14 protein-coding genes are annotated in these 16,449 nt (G+C 55.4%); 4 read left to right on the forward strand and 10 right to left on the reverse strand.

What is annotated here, in order from left to right; translation table 11 throughout:
- Positions 1-20: 20 nt before the first annotated feature.
- The 9 genes from nirD to SPK40_RS16505 all read right to left on the reverse strand — a co-directional run bounded on the left by nirD (position 21) and on the right by SPK40_RS16505 (position 11,867).
- Positions 21-362 carry a nitrite reductase small subunit NirD gene (gene nirD, locus SPK40_RS16465; protein ID WP_330961210.1) on the reverse strand — a complete coding sequence of 114 codons (342 nt, stop codon included), beginning with the start codon at positions 360-362 and terminating at the stop codon, positions 21-23.
- Positions 359-2,887 (reverse strand): nitrite reductase large subunit NirB, encoded by a 2,529-nt coding sequence (gene nirB, locus SPK40_RS16470; protein WP_330961324.1) that lies wholly within the window; start codon positions 2,885-2,887, stop codon positions 359-361. The genes nirD and nirB overlap by 4 nt, the downstream gene beginning before the upstream one ends.
- Positions 2,888-2,925: 38 nt before the next feature.
- A complete protein-coding gene (locus tag SPK40_RS16475) occupies positions 2,926-3,786 on the reverse strand; it encodes an ABC transporter ATP-binding protein (protein ID WP_330961211.1) in 861 nt (286 codons plus the stop codon).
- Between the two features lie 25 nt (positions 3,787-3,811).
- Complete coding sequence (locus SPK40_RS16480; RefSeq protein WP_330961212.1) at positions 3,812-4,783, reverse strand: ABC transporter permease; 972 nt, start codon at positions 4,781-4,783, stop codon at positions 3,812-3,814.
- A gap of 12 nt (positions 4,784-4,795) precedes the next feature.
- Complete coding sequence (locus SPK40_RS16485; protein WP_330961325.1) at positions 4,796-6,139, reverse strand: CmpA/NrtA family ABC transporter substrate-binding protein; 1,344 nt, start codon at positions 6,137-6,139, stop codon at positions 4,796-4,798.
- A 214-nt stretch (positions 6,140-6,353) separates the two neighbouring features.
- A complete protein-coding gene (locus SPK40_RS16490) occupies positions 6,354-6,911 on the reverse strand; it encodes an ANTAR domain-containing response regulator (protein WP_330961213.1) in 558 nt (185 codons plus the stop codon).
- A gap of 95 nt (positions 6,912-7,006) precedes the next feature.
- Positions 7,007-7,906, reverse strand: a complete 900-nt coding sequence (cobA, locus tag SPK40_RS16495; protein ID WP_330961214.1) for a uroporphyrinogen-III C-methyltransferase — start codon at positions 7,904-7,906, stop codon at positions 7,007-7,009.
- Positions 7,903-10,635, reverse strand: coding sequence for a nitrate reductase (locus tag SPK40_RS16500; protein ID WP_442957589.1), 2,733 nt, complete (start codon positions 10,633-10,635; stop codon positions 7,903-7,905). Before SPK40_RS16500 ends, cobA begins: the two co-directional genes overlap by 4 nt.
- Before the next feature lie 302 nt (positions 10,636-10,937).
- Positions 10,938-11,867 carry a DMT family transporter gene (locus SPK40_RS16505; protein WP_330961216.1) on the reverse strand — a complete coding sequence of 310 codons (930 nt, stop codon included), beginning with the start codon at positions 11,865-11,867 and terminating at the stop codon, positions 10,938-10,940.
- A 90-nt stretch (positions 11,868-11,957) separates the two neighbouring features.
- On the opposite strand from SPK40_RS16505, the gene SPK40_RS16510 reads away from it, so the two are divergent.
- Positions 11,958-12,857: a LysR substrate-binding domain-containing protein gene (locus SPK40_RS16510; protein WP_330961217.1), complete on the forward strand. Its 900-nt coding sequence runs from the start codon at positions 11,958-11,960 to the stop codon at positions 12,855-12,857.
- A 98-nt stretch (positions 12,858-12,955) separates the two neighbouring features.
- Here SPK40_RS16510 and SPK40_RS16515 read toward each other — a convergent pair whose 3' ends face one another.
- Positions 12,956-13,945 (reverse strand): hypothetical protein, encoded by a 990-nt coding sequence (locus SPK40_RS16515; protein WP_330961218.1) that lies wholly within the window; start codon positions 13,943-13,945, stop codon positions 12,956-12,958.
- Between the two features lie 348 nt (positions 13,946-14,293).
- On the opposite strand from SPK40_RS16515, the gene SPK40_RS16520 reads away from it, so the two are divergent.
- Genes SPK40_RS16520 through SPK40_RS16530 form a run of 3 tightly spaced genes read left to right on the forward strand, consistent with a single transcriptional unit; the run spans position 14,294 to position 16,443 of the window.
- Positions 14,294-14,692: a DUF2170 family protein gene (locus SPK40_RS16520; protein WP_330961219.1), complete on the forward strand. Its 399-nt coding sequence runs from the start codon at positions 14,294-14,296 to the stop codon at positions 14,690-14,692.
- The gene (locus tag SPK40_RS16525; protein ID WP_248143197.1) at positions 14,689-15,378 is read left to right on the forward strand and encodes a PspA/IM30 family protein; all 690 of its coding nucleotides are present in this window, start codon (positions 14,689-14,691) and stop codon (positions 15,376-15,378) included. The genes SPK40_RS16520 and SPK40_RS16525 overlap by 4 nt, the downstream gene beginning before the upstream one ends.
- A gap of 36 nt (positions 15,379-15,414) precedes the next feature.
- Entirely contained in the window at positions 15,415-16,443 is a 1,029-nt protein-coding gene (locus SPK40_RS16530; protein WP_330961220.1) for an ion channel, read from the forward strand.
- Positions 16,444-16,449: the final 6 nt, after the last annotated feature.

The raw sequence follows: 16,449 nt of genomic DNA on the forward strand, positions 1-16,449 counted from the left end.
AGGCAGGTCGCTGTCAGTGATTACATTGATAATGCTGCAGTGTTCACCCACACCTCGCCGTCTTCGACCCTGACCGGCCAGACCCGGACGCGGACTTCCGGCTGTTCAAGACACTGACCCGTGTGCAGACTGAAGTGCTGTTTATAAAGCGGCGATGCCACACTCAATTCACCCTGGATATCCCCGACAATTCCCCTCGAAATCACAAAGGCCCGGCCAATCGGGTCCCAGTTATCCAGTACAAAAATGCCGGGCTGCTGAGACGGCAGATAAAACAGCGCCAGCTGTGTATCATGGACCATCGCACCCATGCCTGAATTCACAATCAGATCATCCAGATGACAAACGTTCAACCAGCTCATACGCCCTCCTGCTCAGTTTGGCGGGTATTTTCAGGGGACGGCTCAATCATCTGAACCGGAATCCGCTGTCCGCGTTCACGTCGGTAGTCCGGCGAGACCACGTCACCGCTTTCATTCACGAAGCGTCTGAACCGCGCCAGTTTCTCCGGCGTCGACAACGTGGTTTTCCATTCGCACTGATAAGTCTCCACCACATGCTGCATTTGCTTTTCCAGCTCAGCGTTGATGCCCAGACTATCGTCCACCACCACACTGCGCAGATAGTCCAGCCCGCCCTCAAGGTTCTGTAACCAGACGGATGTCCGTTGCAGCCGGTCGGCAGTACGGACATAGAACATCAGCACCCGGTCGATCAGGGTCACCAGTGCATCAGTTGAGAGATCCGACATCAGCAAATCGGCATGGCGCGGCCGCATCCCGCCATTGCCGCACACATAAAGGTTCCAGCCATTTTCGGTCGCAATCACCCCGATATCTTTACTCTGTGCTTCAGCGCATTCCCGGGTACACCCGGACACCGCAAACTTAAGTTTGTGCGGCGAACGCAGCCCTTTGTAGCGATTCTCCAGCATAATCGCCAGGCCGATTGAATCGTCGACGCCATACCGACACCAGGTCGATCCGACGCAGGATTTCACCGTTCTCAGCGATTTCCCGTAGGCATGGCCGGTCTCAAATCCGGCATCAATCAGGGCCTGCCAGATATCCGGCAACTGTTCGAGCTGTGCCCCGAACAAATCAACCCGCTGACCACCGGTGATCTTGGTATAGAGATCGTATTTTCTGGCGACTTCCCCTAAAACAATCAGCTTCTCCGGCGTAATTTCCCCGCCCGGAATCCGGGGCACCACAGAATAACTGCCGTCTTTCTGAATGTTGGCCAGAAAAGCGTCATTGGTATCCTGCAATGGCTGATGCTGAGGTTCGAGCACATGTTCATTCCACAACGATGCAAAAATCGAGGCGGCCGCAGGCTTGCATACATCGCAGCCCATGCCCTGACCGTGCCGGGCGATCAAGTCGTCAAACTGTTTGATTTGTCCCACCTGCACCAGATGGAACAGCTCCTGACGGGTATAAGCGAAATGCTCACAGAGATGGTTGCTGACTTCCATGCCCAGTGCCGCGAGTTCCTCATCCAGAATCGACTTCACCATGGTGCTGCAACCACCGCAGCCTGTCCCGGCCTTGGTGCAGCTTTTTAGTTCAGACAGGTCGTGAGTCCCTGCCTGCACCGCAGCCGTAATCTCTCCCCGGGTCACGTGATGACAGGCACAGACAATCGCCCCGGCATCTTTGCTGCCCTGCAACGCAGAACAGTCAAACAGCAACTCAGCCGGATGTGCAGGCAGCGGCATGCCGTTGAGGTAACATTGCAGCAGGGCATCATAATCCTGATTGTCCCCGATCAGAATCGCGCCCAGCAGCTTGTCTCCGGTGTCATTGACCACCAGTTTTTTGTACACCCCGGCACGCATGTCCCGGAACACCATTTCCTGACAGCCTTCGCCCTGACCGAGCGAGTTCCCGATGGCAGACACGTCCACGCCCATGAGTTTGAGTTTGGTGCTCATGTCCGCGCCACTGAAGGTGCGGTCGCCCCCTAAGATCTGATCCGCTGCAATCCGCGCCATGCTGTAACCCGGTGCCACCAGCCCGAAAATCCGTTGCTGCCACAACGCACATTCGCCGATAGCGTAAATATTGGGATCGCTGGTCTGACAGGCATCGTTAATGATGATGCCGCCACGCTCGCCAATCGCCAGTCCGCACTGACGGGCCAGTGTATCCTGCGGGCGGATCCCGGCGGAAAACACAATTACATCCACTTCCAGTGGCGCATGCTCCTGAAAGTTCATCCGGTGAAAAGCGGTTTCACCGTCCGTAATCGCTGTCGTTGCCCGTTTGGTGTGCACCTGCACGCCTAATTCACTGACTTTACTTTTCAGGAGTGCACTCCCGGCATCATCAATCTGAACCGGCATCAGTCGTGGCGCAAATTCCACCACATGGGTTTCAAGCCCCAGCAGACGCAGCGCATTAGCCGCCTCCAGCCCCAGCAACCCGCCGCCGACGACCGCGCCGGTTTTCGCACCGGCACAGGCTGTTTTGATGGCAGACAGGTCATCGAGCGTCCGGTAAACAAAACAGTTGTCTCTGTCGCTGCCCTGCACCGGTGGCACAAAAGGATAAGAGCCGGTCGCCAGCACCAGTTTGTCATAGGCAAGCTGACTGTCACTGGCTAACGTGACACGCTGTTTTTCGCGGTCAATGCCGACCACCTGCTCTCCCAGCAACAGCTCAATCCCATTGTCCTGATACCACTGCTCGTTGCTCAGCAGCAGATCCTGATGATCACTGCCGGAAAACAGGGACGACAAATGAACCCGGTCGTAAGCGACAAAGCGTTCTTCGCCCAGCACAATAACCTGATAAGACTGATGCGCATTTTGGGCCACCAGCTGTTCGATGAAGTGATGGCCGACCATGCCGTTGCCCACCACCAGTAATTTTTCGCGTTGCATCAACATCATGCTCTCCTGAACTGTGTTTGAGTCCCGAATCAGGCCACTTTTTCGTTGCGGTTTTTCGCTGACACCGGCTTTAAAACCGAATCCGGAACCGTTTCCGGAATCGGCGCCACTTTACGCTGCTTCTCATACAGAAAACGCAGCACACTCTGCCGAAGACGCTGATAATCCGGATCATCCGCCAGCGCGACCCGATCCCGGGGACGTGGCAGGCTGATCTCCAGCACTTCGCCAATGGTGGCCTCGGGGCCGTTACTCATCATCACAATGCGATCCGACAGCAGCACGGCTTCGTCCACGTCGTGAGTGATCATGATGACGGTGTTCTTCAGCTCAGCCTGAATCGCCATCAGCGCATCCTGTAAATGCGCCCGGGTCAGGGCATCCAGTGCCCCAAAGGGTTCATCCATCAGCAGCACTTTCGGCTGCATCGCCAGCGCCCGGGCAATACCGACCCGTTGCTTCATGCCGCCGGAAATTTCATCCGGCCGTTTATCATGGGCATGGTCCATGTGCACCAGTTGCAGGTAGTGCATCACCTCATCCCGAACCGCTGCTGACGTTTTACCTTTGCTGACCTGTTTCACCGCCAGTTCAACGTTCTGATACACCGTCAGCCAGGGCAGTAAAGCGTGATTCTGAAACACGACCGCCCGCTCGGGACCGGGACCGGAAATTTCCCGCCCTTCCAGAATGACGCCGCCATCCGTCGCATCCAGCAGCCCGGCGACCAGATTCAGTACCGTGGACTTACCGCAGCCTGAGTGACCAATCAGAGAGATGAATTCGCCTTTCTCAATGCTGAAATTCACGTCTTTCAGTGCCACAAACTCACCGTTGGGCGTCGGGAAGCGCATCCCCAGATAACTGAGTAGTAAATATTCACGAGACATGCTTTTCTCCTTGTGCTCAGCCGGCTCAGTGCTGGCTCAGCTGTTGATTCCATGAAAAATGACGCTGTAAACTGAGCATGCTCCGATCGAGCAGCAGACCGATGAAACCGATGGTGACCACGGCCACCATGATCCGGCCCAGGGATGCGGCACTGCCGTTCTGGAATTCATCCCAGACAAACTTGCCCAGCCCCGGATTCTGCGCCAGCATCTCAGCAGCAATCAGCACCATCCAGGCCACCCCCAGCGACAAACGCAGACCGGTAAACACCATCGGCACGGAGGACGGCAACACGATGGTGCGCACATGCTGCCAGCGTGAAAGTTTGAGCACCCGGCTGACATTGAGCAGATCTTGATCCACGCCTGTCACACCCACAGCCGTGTTAATCAGCGTCGGCCACAGACTGCACATCGCCACCGTAAAGAGGGAGTTGAGAAAAGATTTGGCAACCCGCGGCTCGTCACTGACATACAGCGCACTGACCACCATGGTGACAATCGGCAGCCAGGCCAGCGGTGAGACCGGTTTCAACAGCTGGATCACCGGGTTCAATACGGCATACAGCCCTTGGTTCAGTCCGAGCACAATGCCCGCCGGAATGGCAATCGCAGTCGCCAGCAGAAATCCGGCCATCACGGTCAGTAAACTGGTGCCGATCTGGTCGAAGAAGGTCGGTTTCCCGGTGTATTCCCGGACACGGACTTCAGCCTGCGGGTTCTGAGCCAGCTTTGCGGCATTGCGCTTATCCTGACGCGCATAAAATGCAGCCTCACGATCCCGTTCATGCTGGTGTTCCGCGACCAGATTGGTGAACTGCTGCCAGGTCTGTACCGGTCCCGGCAGTGTGCCCAGAGAGGTCTGCACCTGACTGGCCGCCAGATGCCAGAGCAGCAGGAAGACGGCAATGCCCAACAGCGGGAGCGCCAGCGACCGGCTGTGCTGGATCACCCGCGCCGGTTTCGGCAGTGCAGACAACGTGATGATGGAAGCCATAAGCCATCCTCCTTAAAGTTTGTCGTTGCCTTTCAGACCAATCGCGAACTGATTGAGGTACGCATTGGGCTGATGGCCGTCAAAGGTGATCTGATCGATAAATCCGTTCTGCGGCGGCCGGAAACCGTCTTCCTTTTCGAAATCAGGAAAATCAGCCGCTTTCATCTTGCCTTCGGCAATCAGGGCTTCGGCAGCCTGCCGGTAAATCTCCGGTCGGTAGACCTGCTTCGCGATGGACTGGTACCAGTCGTCAGGTTTGGCTTCAGGGATCTGACCCCAGCGACGCATCTGCGTCAGTGTCCAGACGGCATCGCTGTAGTAGGGATACGTTGCGTTGTAACGGAAAAACACATTGAAGTCCGGCGCCGGGCGTTTGTCTCCTTTTTCGTACTCAAAGGTGCCGGTCATACTGTTGGCAATCACCTTCGCATCGGCACCGACATACTGGCTGCGAGCCAGCATCCTGACAGCCGCTTCACGGTTGGCATTGTTCTTCTCATCCAGCCAGTGAGCCGCACGGATCAGCGCTTTCACAACCCGGATATGGGTGTTGGGATAGGCATCTGCCCAGGCCTGACTGACCCCGAAAACTTTCTCCGGATTGTTCCGCCAGATGTCGTAATCCGTAATCACAGGCACACCAATCCCTTTGAAAACGGCCTGCTGATTCCACGGCTCACCCACGCTGTAGCCCTGAATGGTTGCCGCTTCGAGGGTGGCGGGCATTTGCGGTGGTGGTGTCACACTCAGCAGCACATCCGCCTGTTGCTGACCGCTGTTGTCACCATGAGTCGGGTCGTAATAGCCGGGGTGGATACCCCCTGCGGCCAGCCAGTAACGCAGCTCATAATTGTGGGTCGACACCGGGAAAACCATGCCCATCTTGAACGGCTTGCCCGCCGCCTGATAAGACGCAATCACAGGCTTGAGCAGATCCGCTTTCACCGGGTGCCTGGGCTTTCCGTCGGCGGTTTTCGCCACCTGCGGTTTCATGGCTTCCCACACGTGATTGGCCACCGTGATCGCATTACCGTTGAGATCCATACTGAACGCGGTCACCACATTAGCCTGGGTGCCAATGCCAATGGTGGCACCAATCGGCTGCCCGGCCAGCATATGGGCGCCGTCCAGTTCACCGTCGATCACCCGGTCCAGCAGCACTTTCCAGTTCGCCTGTGCTTCCAGCGTGACGTACAGTCCTTCGTCTTCAAAAAAGAAGTTTTCATAGGCTACCGCCAGCGGTGCCATGTCCGTCAGCTTAATAAAGCCGAATTTCAGCTCATCTTTTTCCGGCGGTCCGACCTTGGCCAGTACCGGCACCGACAGCAGACTGGCACTGACAGTGCCAGCAATCATCCAGTGTTTCACGCTTTTCATCGTTCACCCTCTTCCATACTTGTGAAATCCAATTCGCTCAAAACAAAAAAACGCCGCTCCCCGGCGGGGAAGCAGCGTTGCCTGATTCATCAATTCTGTGTCTCAATTTGCTTATTGTGTCGCCTGTTGTCTGGCCTGCAGGCTGACCTGCTTAGAGATGGCGACAATACGTACCATCAGCAGCCTCAACCGGCTATCGGTTCAGACTGATCAGTAAGTTCTTCGCAATCTGTCCCAGACTCTGACTCTGTTGCATCGCCGCATTGCGAAGCAGTTTGTAAGCCTCGGATTCATCCAGCCCGTGCAGCTTCATCAGCAGCCCTTTGGCCTGCTCAATCAAGCGCCGCTCCTCCAGCCGTCGGTTCAGAGTGACCAGCTCCTTTTTAAGCTGACACTGTGCCTGCCGGACCTGCCATGCCCTTTCTACCCACACACTCAGCGCCGTTGCCGAGTCACCGGGTAAAAGCACATAACCATTGGGTCCGGGCAGCCGGTGAATATCCTGAGGTTCCAGCTGGCGAACCATGACCACCAGCGGCCAGCCCAGACAACCGGCCTGCTCCACCATCTGCCGTAATTCGGCATCTGCTCTGGCCCAGCTGATCACCAGAACTCCGCTTTGCGCCTGACTGACCAGCGCTGCAAACTGACGGAAACCACAGCCAGTCACGTCATCATAAGCAGCGGCCAGCTGTCCCGTCAGACTGGCCTGCTCCCGGGTGCAGTCACTGCACACCACGATCTTTTTCATGTCTGGCTTCACCATGATCACCGACTTCCCTGTACACGACGATTCAACACACCGTTCTGTTATGAAGAAGCAAGCAACCAGCCAGTTCGTCAGAATCAGCCGTAAAATACCCCTTTAGGGTTAGCCCCTCTGGCTTCGTCGCACATAAGTGCCTGATTCAGCGTCGCGCGCAATGCAACGACATCGCCCATGATCAGCAAAGCCGGGGACTGTCCCTTCAGCATCTGCCCCAGTTTGGTGAGATTGCCCAATGACGACACATGCACCTGCTCATCGGGGGTACAGCCTTTGATGACCACAGCCAGCGGTGTGTCTTTGTGCAAACCGCCGAGCGTGAGACCGCTCTGAATTTCCCGGGCCTGTTCCAGCCCCATGTAAAAGACAATCGTCTGCCCGGCCCCGATCAACTGCGCCCAGGCGGGCAGCGCCCCGGACACCACATGACCGGTCACCAGCGTGACCGAACGGGACATTTCCCGGTGGGTGAGCGGAATCGACGTCGACGCCGCACATCCAATCGCGGCTGTTATTCCGGGCACGAATTCAAAGGAAATTGCTTTTGCGGCCAGCGCCAGACCCTCTTCACCCCCCCGGCCGAAAATCAGCGGATCACCGCCTTTTAACCGGACGACATAGCGTCCTGTCTCTGCTTTGTCGATCAAGAGCTGATTGATCGCTTCCTGTTTCATGCTGGGCTGCCCGCAACGCTTGCCCACGTAGATCAGCTCAGCCTCCGGATTCGCCATCGCCAGAATCGCATCGCTGACCAGACGGTCATACACCAGCACTTCTGCCTGCTGAATCGCTTTCAGCGCTTTCAGAGTCAGCAGCTCCGGATCGCCGGGACCGGCGCCGACCAGACTGACGGCTGGCTGATCATGAGCAGAGAAACAGGTACGGACCGGCTGAATAGCACTGACCGTCCCCTTTATTTCAGTGCCGTTTGTAATGGTGTCGTGTGTTTTGTTCACCGTTGTTGTGCTGTCCGTGCTCATGCCTGCTCTCCTTCTGTGACGGATGATGCCCTGACCGGCAATGCGCCTGCCCTCAATTCTGGCTGGTCTGTCGTTTGCTGTTTCAACAGCGATTGCACTTCTCCCAGACAAGACCCGCAGTTGGTGCCACATTTCAGTTGTGTCTGTAAACCATGCAGACTGGTGATGCCGTCCTGCTCAATGGCTTTGAGGATTTGCCGGTCCGAGACTCTGAAACAACTGCATACCAGTCTGGATGGTGTCTGCCCCTGTGACGTCAGGGCCACAAATGCACGCAAAAACATCCGGACTGAAAATGTCCCATCAAACAAAGCAGTATAAGGCTGGGGATCGAACGACAGTGGCTGCTCACTGACCAGACAGAAAGCTTTCAGTCTGTCGCCTTTCATCTGCAGCCCCGCCCAGCGATTGGGCCCTGAGCCGATTTCATCCAATACCAGCATTTGTTCTGATTGATCACAGAGATGGGCTTTCGCGAGCGGTACCTTGCAGGCAAACCGCCAGAAGTGAACCCGTTCGCCGGTCTGAAAACTGAGATAGTCGGTCTCAAACGGAGGCGGCTGCTGACCCATCCACACCCCGTAACTGGCCACTTCAGCAGCCGATACGGAAACGGCGGCTGATTTAAACGCAGGCTGCCCCGAGACCGGGTCAACCACAGGAGCCACCATCTGATTCACCCGGCTGTCAAAACCGAACCGTCCGGCCCAGTGCATCGACATAAAGAGCTGCTTCGCCGACAGGCCGTCATCCAGTGCCAGCTTCGCCTGTAGGGTCTGTCCCGCATGATTCAGGCTGACCAGTTGCCCAGCGTTGAACTGATGTTTCCGGGCCGACAACGGGTGCATGTAAACCGTCGGTTCGCTCTCACTTTCAGCCAGCCGGGCAATATGACCGGTCCGGGTCATGGTGTGCCACTGGTCGCGCTGGCGCCCGGTATTCAGCCACCAGCGCTCTGCCAGCTCACCCCCTGCATCCTGAGTCAACGCAGGGAGCACAAAATGGGCCCGTCCGCTGACGGTAGGAAACCGGCCGTCACTGAACAGATGCGAGGGTCTTCCCAGCGGCCAGCGCTGCGGCTGCCAGTTGGCATAATCTTCGTCCGACATCGATGCCAGTTCTGAAATATCAAACAGATAAGGCGCATGGCGGTTAATCCCACTCAGTGCCGCGTATTCCCGGTACACATCCGCCACGCTGGCAAAATCAAAACCGTGAAACCCCATAGCCTGCGCCACCTCACAAATCGCCCGCCAGTCGGCTTTGGCCTCGCCCGGCGGGGGCAGAAAAGCCCGCTGCCGAGACATCATGCGTTCAGAGTTCGTCACCATGCCGTCTTTTTCGCCCCAGCCGGAAGCCGGTAACAGCACATCGGCAAAGGCCGCAGTATCCGCATCCGGCGAAATATCCGAGACCACCACACAGTCGCACCGGGATAAGGCTTCTGCAACTTTGCGGCTGTCCGGCAGAGACACCACTGGATTGGTCGCAATCACCCAGACAAACTTCACCTTGCCTTCATACATGGCCTCAAAGAGATCAACGGCTTTCAGGCCCGGCCGGGTCGCCATCTTCGGCGCCTGCCAGAACTCACCGACCGCCTGCACCGAATCCGCATCAAAGCCCCGGTGGACAGCCAGCTGATTCGCCAGTCCGCCCACCTCCCGGCCCCCCATGGCATTCGGCTGTCCGGTCAGCGAAAACGGCCCGGCACCGGGCTTGCCGATCCGGCCGGTTGCCAGATGACAGTTGATGATCGCGTTGGCTTTGTCTGTTCCGCTGGCCGACTGATTGATGCCCTGACAAAACAGTGTCAGAGTCTCGGGGGCGTCTTTAAAAAGAGTGAAAAAATCATGGAGCAACGTCCGGCTCAGGCCCAGTGTGTCGGCACAGGCCATCAGCCGGTATTGTTCATGGCGAAGTTCCTCTGCCAGAGCTTCATATCCCTGACAGTGCGCCTCGATAAATGTCTGATCCAGCGCCTGATGATCCATCAGGTAACGCAACAGGCCGTGAAACAGCAGCACGTCGCCGTCATTCGCAACCGGCAAGTGTAAATCGGCCTGCGCCGCCGTTGTGGTGCGTCTGGGATCAATCACCACCAGCCTTAAATCCGGATTGGCTTCTCTGGCCTGCTGAATCCGGCGAAACAGCACCGGGTGTGTCCAGGCCGTATTCGCCCCCACAATCACGATCAAGCCTGCTTTATCAATGTCCTCGTAATGCACAGGCACCAGATCTTCCCCAAATGCACGATTATGCGCAGCAACGGCAGAAGACATACATAACCGGGAATTGGTATCGAGATTCGCAGTGCCGATAAACCCCTTCATCAGCTTGTTGGCGACATAATAATCTTCGGTCAGCAACTGGCCGGAAACGTACATGGCCACGCTGTCCGGACCATGCTCAGCAACGGTCTGCATCAGCTTTTCAGCAATCACCGCAGTGGCCTGTGTCCAGCTCACTTCCTCCCCGTGAACACGGGGATACAGCAAGCGGTTCGGAAGACTCAGACTTTCTTTCAGCGCCGCTCCCTTGACACACAAAGCGCCCCGGTTGGCCGGATGGAACGGATCGCCCGACACCTCCGCTATCATTTTCAGATTGCCCGACGGGTGCCGGTACTGAATGCTGACCCCACAACCCACGCCACAATAAGGGCAGGCAGATTGTACCGCCGGTTTCCCATCCGGCTGCTGCCGGCAACCTGAACACGGCTCGGCCATGCTGCTCATACGCGTCTCCTTCGCGGTACTGCCACCGCAACCTGCAGGCATAAAAAAAGCCACGTCCCCGGGAAAGGACGTGGCAGCAATGCCTAAAACCAAAGTATTAAGTGTTGAATGTCGTGTACGGTGTTAAACTTGCATGATGTGTGCCAGATTCAGGGTTAATGCTTAATTCATTAAAAATCAACAAGATAAACAAAAACCTGTCATTCCAATCGCCGTCACCGCTCTGCAATAAGACCTGATCCGGTGCATCCCTGCACAGCCTTGGTGAAACCATCATGGCGGGTTTATCCGTGTCAGCCGTGTTGATTCAGCCGCATCTCCCGTTGCTTCAGCCATACGGGACCAAAGGTGTTCATCAATGTCGCCAATACAATCAGGCTGATCCCCAGCACCTTATTCCATGCCAGACTCTGCTCGAAGAAAAGCACCTGCCAAATCAGTGCGAAGATCAGATTTGTGAAAATCAGGGGGGCCAGCACCGAACCTGAGGCCACCAGACGATAAGCTTTCACGCGAAACACCTGGGTATTCACGATGCACACGGTTAGCAATAGCAGCGCAGGCAATATCATCGACTGCATATCGGTGATCAGCTGCCAGCTTGTTGCCAGCTGCTGATAGTCATGGGTAAACAGCACCAGCGGCAACAGCATCAAACTTGCCAGCGTAAAGCACCAGGCATTCAGCCCGACTGCAGACATCGTGCCTTTGCTGACCCGGTACAGACTGACTTGCGAACCGGCATTGAACACCCCGGCGGCGACTCCGACCAGAAGTTCAGGCCGCAGGGTAAACCCGCCCGCCTGACCCGCCATGAGCACAACCCCCAGAAAAGTGATGGTCAGATTCATGACCGTCATAGGTGGAATCCGAGCCTGAAATAACAGTTTTTCTAACACTGGAATGAAAAGCGGGCCGGTACTGAACAGCACCACAGTTTCCACCAGACTCAGGTGGCTGATCGCAAACAGGAAACAAAGCTGTGCCGCCGCAACACAAAAGCCGCGAATGGCGAGAGACTGCCAGAGTTTTTTGCTGTCGGGTACGGCCCACTGCGTCAGTGACATCAGCCAGAAAAACAACACAGCGGGCAGTGCAAAGCGCAGCAGGCTGAGCATTTCAATACTGAAATGCTCGCTCAGCAATTTGGTAATCAGCCCGTTCACCGACAGGCTAAAGGTGGAAGCCAGCATCAAAAAGAGGGGACGTAAATCTGTGTTCATGAGGACTCCTTAGCTGGTGAGGAGTCTAACGGGGTTACAATTGAGAAAAAAGCGAATAATATTAACCAAAATGGTTAGAAAAACTTACAGATGAAAAAGCACATTCCCCTGAAATCCATTTATGCATTTGTCGCCGTTGCCGAAACCGGCAGCATGACCGAGGCCGCCGAAGTGCTGAGCGTCAGCCATTCCGCGATCAGCCAGGCGATTAAATCACTGGAAAGTCAGCTCGGACTGCCCTTATTTCAGCGGGTCGGACGCCGGGTGGAACTGAACCGGAACGGCCGTAAGTATTACCGTCAGGTCGCCCCGGCACTGGAACAGATTGTGGCAGCCGGCGAGGCTTTACAACAGCAGCACCAGCATCGGCTGACCCTGAATATGGTGAACTCGCTGGCACTGCACTGGTGGATCCCGCGCGTGCCCGAATTTCAGGCGCTGGCCCCGCATATTGATATCCGGATTTCGACTTTAACCCATGTGTTTGATCTGGAAAGAGAAGGGGTTGATGCCGCCCTCATTCACGGTCGCCCCGATGACTGGAAAGGCTATCACTGCGAAAAATTAGGGGATGACGAGTTGATTCTGGTCTGTGCGCCTGCGCTGCTCAACGGACAGCAGTTTCAGGCGCCAGAGGACATCCTGTCACACTTTCCGCCGATTTTTGTCACCAATCCCAGACGCCAGCACGACTGGCAAATCTGGTGCGACGCCAGCCAACAGGCAGTTCCTTCCCGGCAACGCAACCTGTGCTTCACCACATCTGCGCATGCCATCCAGGCCGCATTACGCGGCCTCGGTGTACTGGTGACGCACAAACTCTTTGTCAGAGATGACATCCGGCAAGGTCTGTTGCAGGAGATCGGGCCCGCCGTACTCAACCCCAGTCAGGCATATCATTTCGTCTGCCCCAAAGAGAAACTGACGCAGGAAAGCGTTCTGACTCTGCGGTCCTGGCTGCGCAGCGAATTTCAGCACAAAGACAGTTGATTCACTTTGCCACACAACGAAGCTGAATTGCGCCCGGCCTGAACTTGTGTCCGGTTATTTGAGCGCACTTTGAAAATGCCGCAACGGTTCTTTTCCACTCATTCCCCCAAGATCAGATGAACATGATCTGAAAAGAGGAAGCTGCCCAACAGCATTGACTGATTTTTGCTGCCGTCGGAATAATCCAGATAAAACCGCACCAGTAAATAACCGGCAGCGTCTCCCGCGCCCAAGTCCAGAATGTTGAGCGGGACTTCAATGGCTTTATCATGCTGGCTGCCCAATGTAACCGGTTCGGTCAGTGACACCTGATTATCTTCGTCCGGTCCGAGGCTAAATCCATTGGCAGGGATTGCCAGTCTGGACGGCAGATGCTCACCCTGGTAATCGTTCTGTGGCGGTGAAGTTACAACAAAGACCCGTTCACTCCGCAACGCATTCAGCGTCGCCTTACGCGCGCCCCGGTTAGAAAAAGTGAACCGCAGCGTCGGTTGCAAACCGGTATTGATGACCTCTTCCACGTACACGACGGGCTGAGGCAAATCACTTAACGGCATATTGATTAAAGCGCCCTTCTCGTCATAGCGGTAGTAGTGAGCAATCCCGTCATCATGGGTATAAACGTCCAGCCGGGAGATCAGGCTCCCTTCTGCCTGCGGGTCAAGGGAAATCCGGTAAATATAGAGCGCATTGTTCAGTGGATTCGCCTTCAGCAGCCCCGACACTTCCAGTTTTGACGGCGGCTGAAAGCCTTCAGTCAGATCCGTATGCTGCAGATAACCGGGATCGCCGCACAGCAGCCAGGCTGGCAGCATAGACGTCCAGCGCTGGCACTCACCACCCAGCGTTTCATCTCCGCCATCGGAACGCTCTGCAATCAGCGCATCGTACTCTTTCTGGCTCATGGCAATCAGTTCCGGCTTCAGGAAGACGGACTTATCATCGGAAAACGGAGCCAGTTCAATACTGGTCAGATGAAGTTCTGCGGGCCGGGTATGATAGGTATAGTAGTTGAGCACCACAGCACCCAGGATCATGGCAATGATGAGCGGTAAGATGAACCGCAACAGCAGATTTTTTTTGGTCATAGCGATCACTCAGCAGACAGACCACGGAAACTGCTGCTAAGTATAGCTTCATGCGATTGATACGACTTCATGGCCGGAAGGAGCAGGCCAAATGGCTCTTTCACGCCCTAAAAGTTCAGCTACACATCACAAAACAACACTTTACCTGTAAAAAAACGGCTTTAGTTTATGTGTTCAAAGGCATAATCTGTCGCCCAAACACCTTTATATTAACGGTGAGCTTATTATCATCCGAAAAATCCGGCTCACTTTTGTGCGGGTCAGGAACTTCATCGGGTGAAATCAGTCGAAAGCCTTTGTGTGACTCGGTCACAAGGTTTCTTTTTTCTTAACCTAAGGATGCTGACTATGTGGCAACTTTCCGATCTGGCTCCCCTGCTGTCTGAACATGATGGCTGGCAAGTCGAATTACAGGGTCAGGCACTGCTGATCCGCAATGAAGATAACATCGAAGCCTTTCTGGCAGTCTCCGGTGAACAGATCCTGGTCGAGGTTGTTCTGTTCGATGCCGCTCAAGTCAAAGATACAGACGCACTCAACAACGAAATCCTGCGGACCCATAAGATGTTCCCGCTGTCGACCATCGGCATCAACAGCATCAACGGTAACGATTACTACATTGCCTTTGGTTCACTGTCTTCCCAGTCCAAAGCAGAAAGCGTGGTTATTGAAGTGGCAACGCTGTTCCGCAACGTAGAAGCCTTTATCGATCTGTATCAGGATTACCTCAAGGAGCAAACCGCATGAGTGTCTGGAAAAAACTGTTCACTGCAATCAAAGGTGGTGCGAACGAAGCGGCTGAAGCTGTTGTAGACAGCCAGGCGCTGCGTATCCTGGATCAGGAGATTCGTGACGCCAAAACTGAACTGCGCCGTTCCGACGAAGCACTGGTGGGTATTGTTGCCAAGCGCAAGCTTTCCCAGCAGAAAGTGGAAAGTTTCAACCTGGGTATCGCTGAATACGAAGGTTATGCCCGAAACGCCATGGAAAAAGGCCAGCAGGATCTGGCACTGGAATGTGCTCAGAAAGTTGCAAATCTGCGTAACGAGCAGCAGACCGAGCAAACCTATCTGGAACAGTTCTCCCGTTCTGAACAGTCCCTGCGTGCAAACATTGCTCAGGCCAAAGACAAACTGCGTCAGCTGGAACAGCAAGTAGATGTCGTGAAGGCAACCGAAGCGGTTCAGAAGGCACAGTCCTCCGTTTCTGCCAGTCAGGTCGGCGCCAACACGAAAATGCACACCGCGGTTTCCTCTCTGGAGCGTATCAAACAGCGCCAGACTGAAAAAGCCGCACAGCTGGAAGCTGCATCTGAAATGGCAGCAGAACAATCCGGCAGTGCACTGGAGAAAAAACTTGCCGACGCAGGTCTCAAGAGCGGCGGACAAGGTTCTGCTGAAGATGAGCTGGCTCGCATTCTCGGTCGCCAATAAGGGAACAACGTTCCCCAAAGGATTGAGGAGAAAGGCATGTCAATCTGGTTGTGGGTCCGCCGTTGGGCCCATCAACAATTCAATCAACTCACTGGTCGCAACCTGCTCATCACGCTGCTCATCTACATCGGAGCAAGCTGGTTACTCCTTGAACTGGCTGGAGAGCAAGCACTTACACATTCACTCAGCCGCTTCGTTTACTACCTGGTCGTCACCGCGTCCACCGTCGGTTATGGTGACTATTCACCGGAATCTGCTGCGGGTCAGTGGGTCGTCGCCCTGTTTGTGATTCCGGGCGGCCTGGGGTTATTCGCCATTGGCATTGGCCGTCTGGCCACGATGTTTATGAGTTACTGGAAGAGCGGTCTGCTCGGCAATCGGAGAATCAACGTGGAGAACCATATTCTGGTACTCGGCTGGAACAACCAGCGCACCCTGCACCTGATCCAGATGTTGCAGCACGAAGAGCGCACTCGCCGCCATATCGTGCTTTGCGTCCGTCCTGAAATGGAAAACCCGCTACCGGGCGAAATCGACTTTGTCCGCGTCACCAGCTTTACCGACACCCAGAGCATGGACAAAGCCGGGATCAGCAAAGCCAGCTGTATCATCATTGATAACGCTGAAGATGATGTCACCCTGGCAGCCGCGCTGTATTGCGCCAGCCGTAACCCAAACGCTCACCTGCTGGCTTATTTCAATGATGAAGCACTCAGTGACCTGCTGAAAAGTCATTGTCCGAATGCCGAGTGTATTCCTTCCGTGGCTGTCGAGATGCTCGCAAAAGCGGCCGTCGACCCCGGCTCCAGCGGCTTACACCACGAACTGCTCAGCACCCACCATGGCATGACACAGTACGCGGTGCGCTTCCCGGAAAGCATGGCGCCCACGCCCATCAGCAAACTGTTCAGCCAGTTTAAAGAACAGCATGATGCCACGCTGATTGCTATCGACCGCGGTCAGGGCATTGAGCTGAATCCACCGCTGAATCTGGACGTCACACCCGGCACCAATATTTTCTACATCGCCGATGAGCGGGTAGACCACTTTAACTGGCCTGCATAATCGGAT

The organism is Photobacterium sp. 53610 (assembly GCF_036409375.1).
GTDB lineage: Bacteria > Pseudomonadota > Gammaproteobacteria > Enterobacterales > Vibrionaceae > Photobacterium.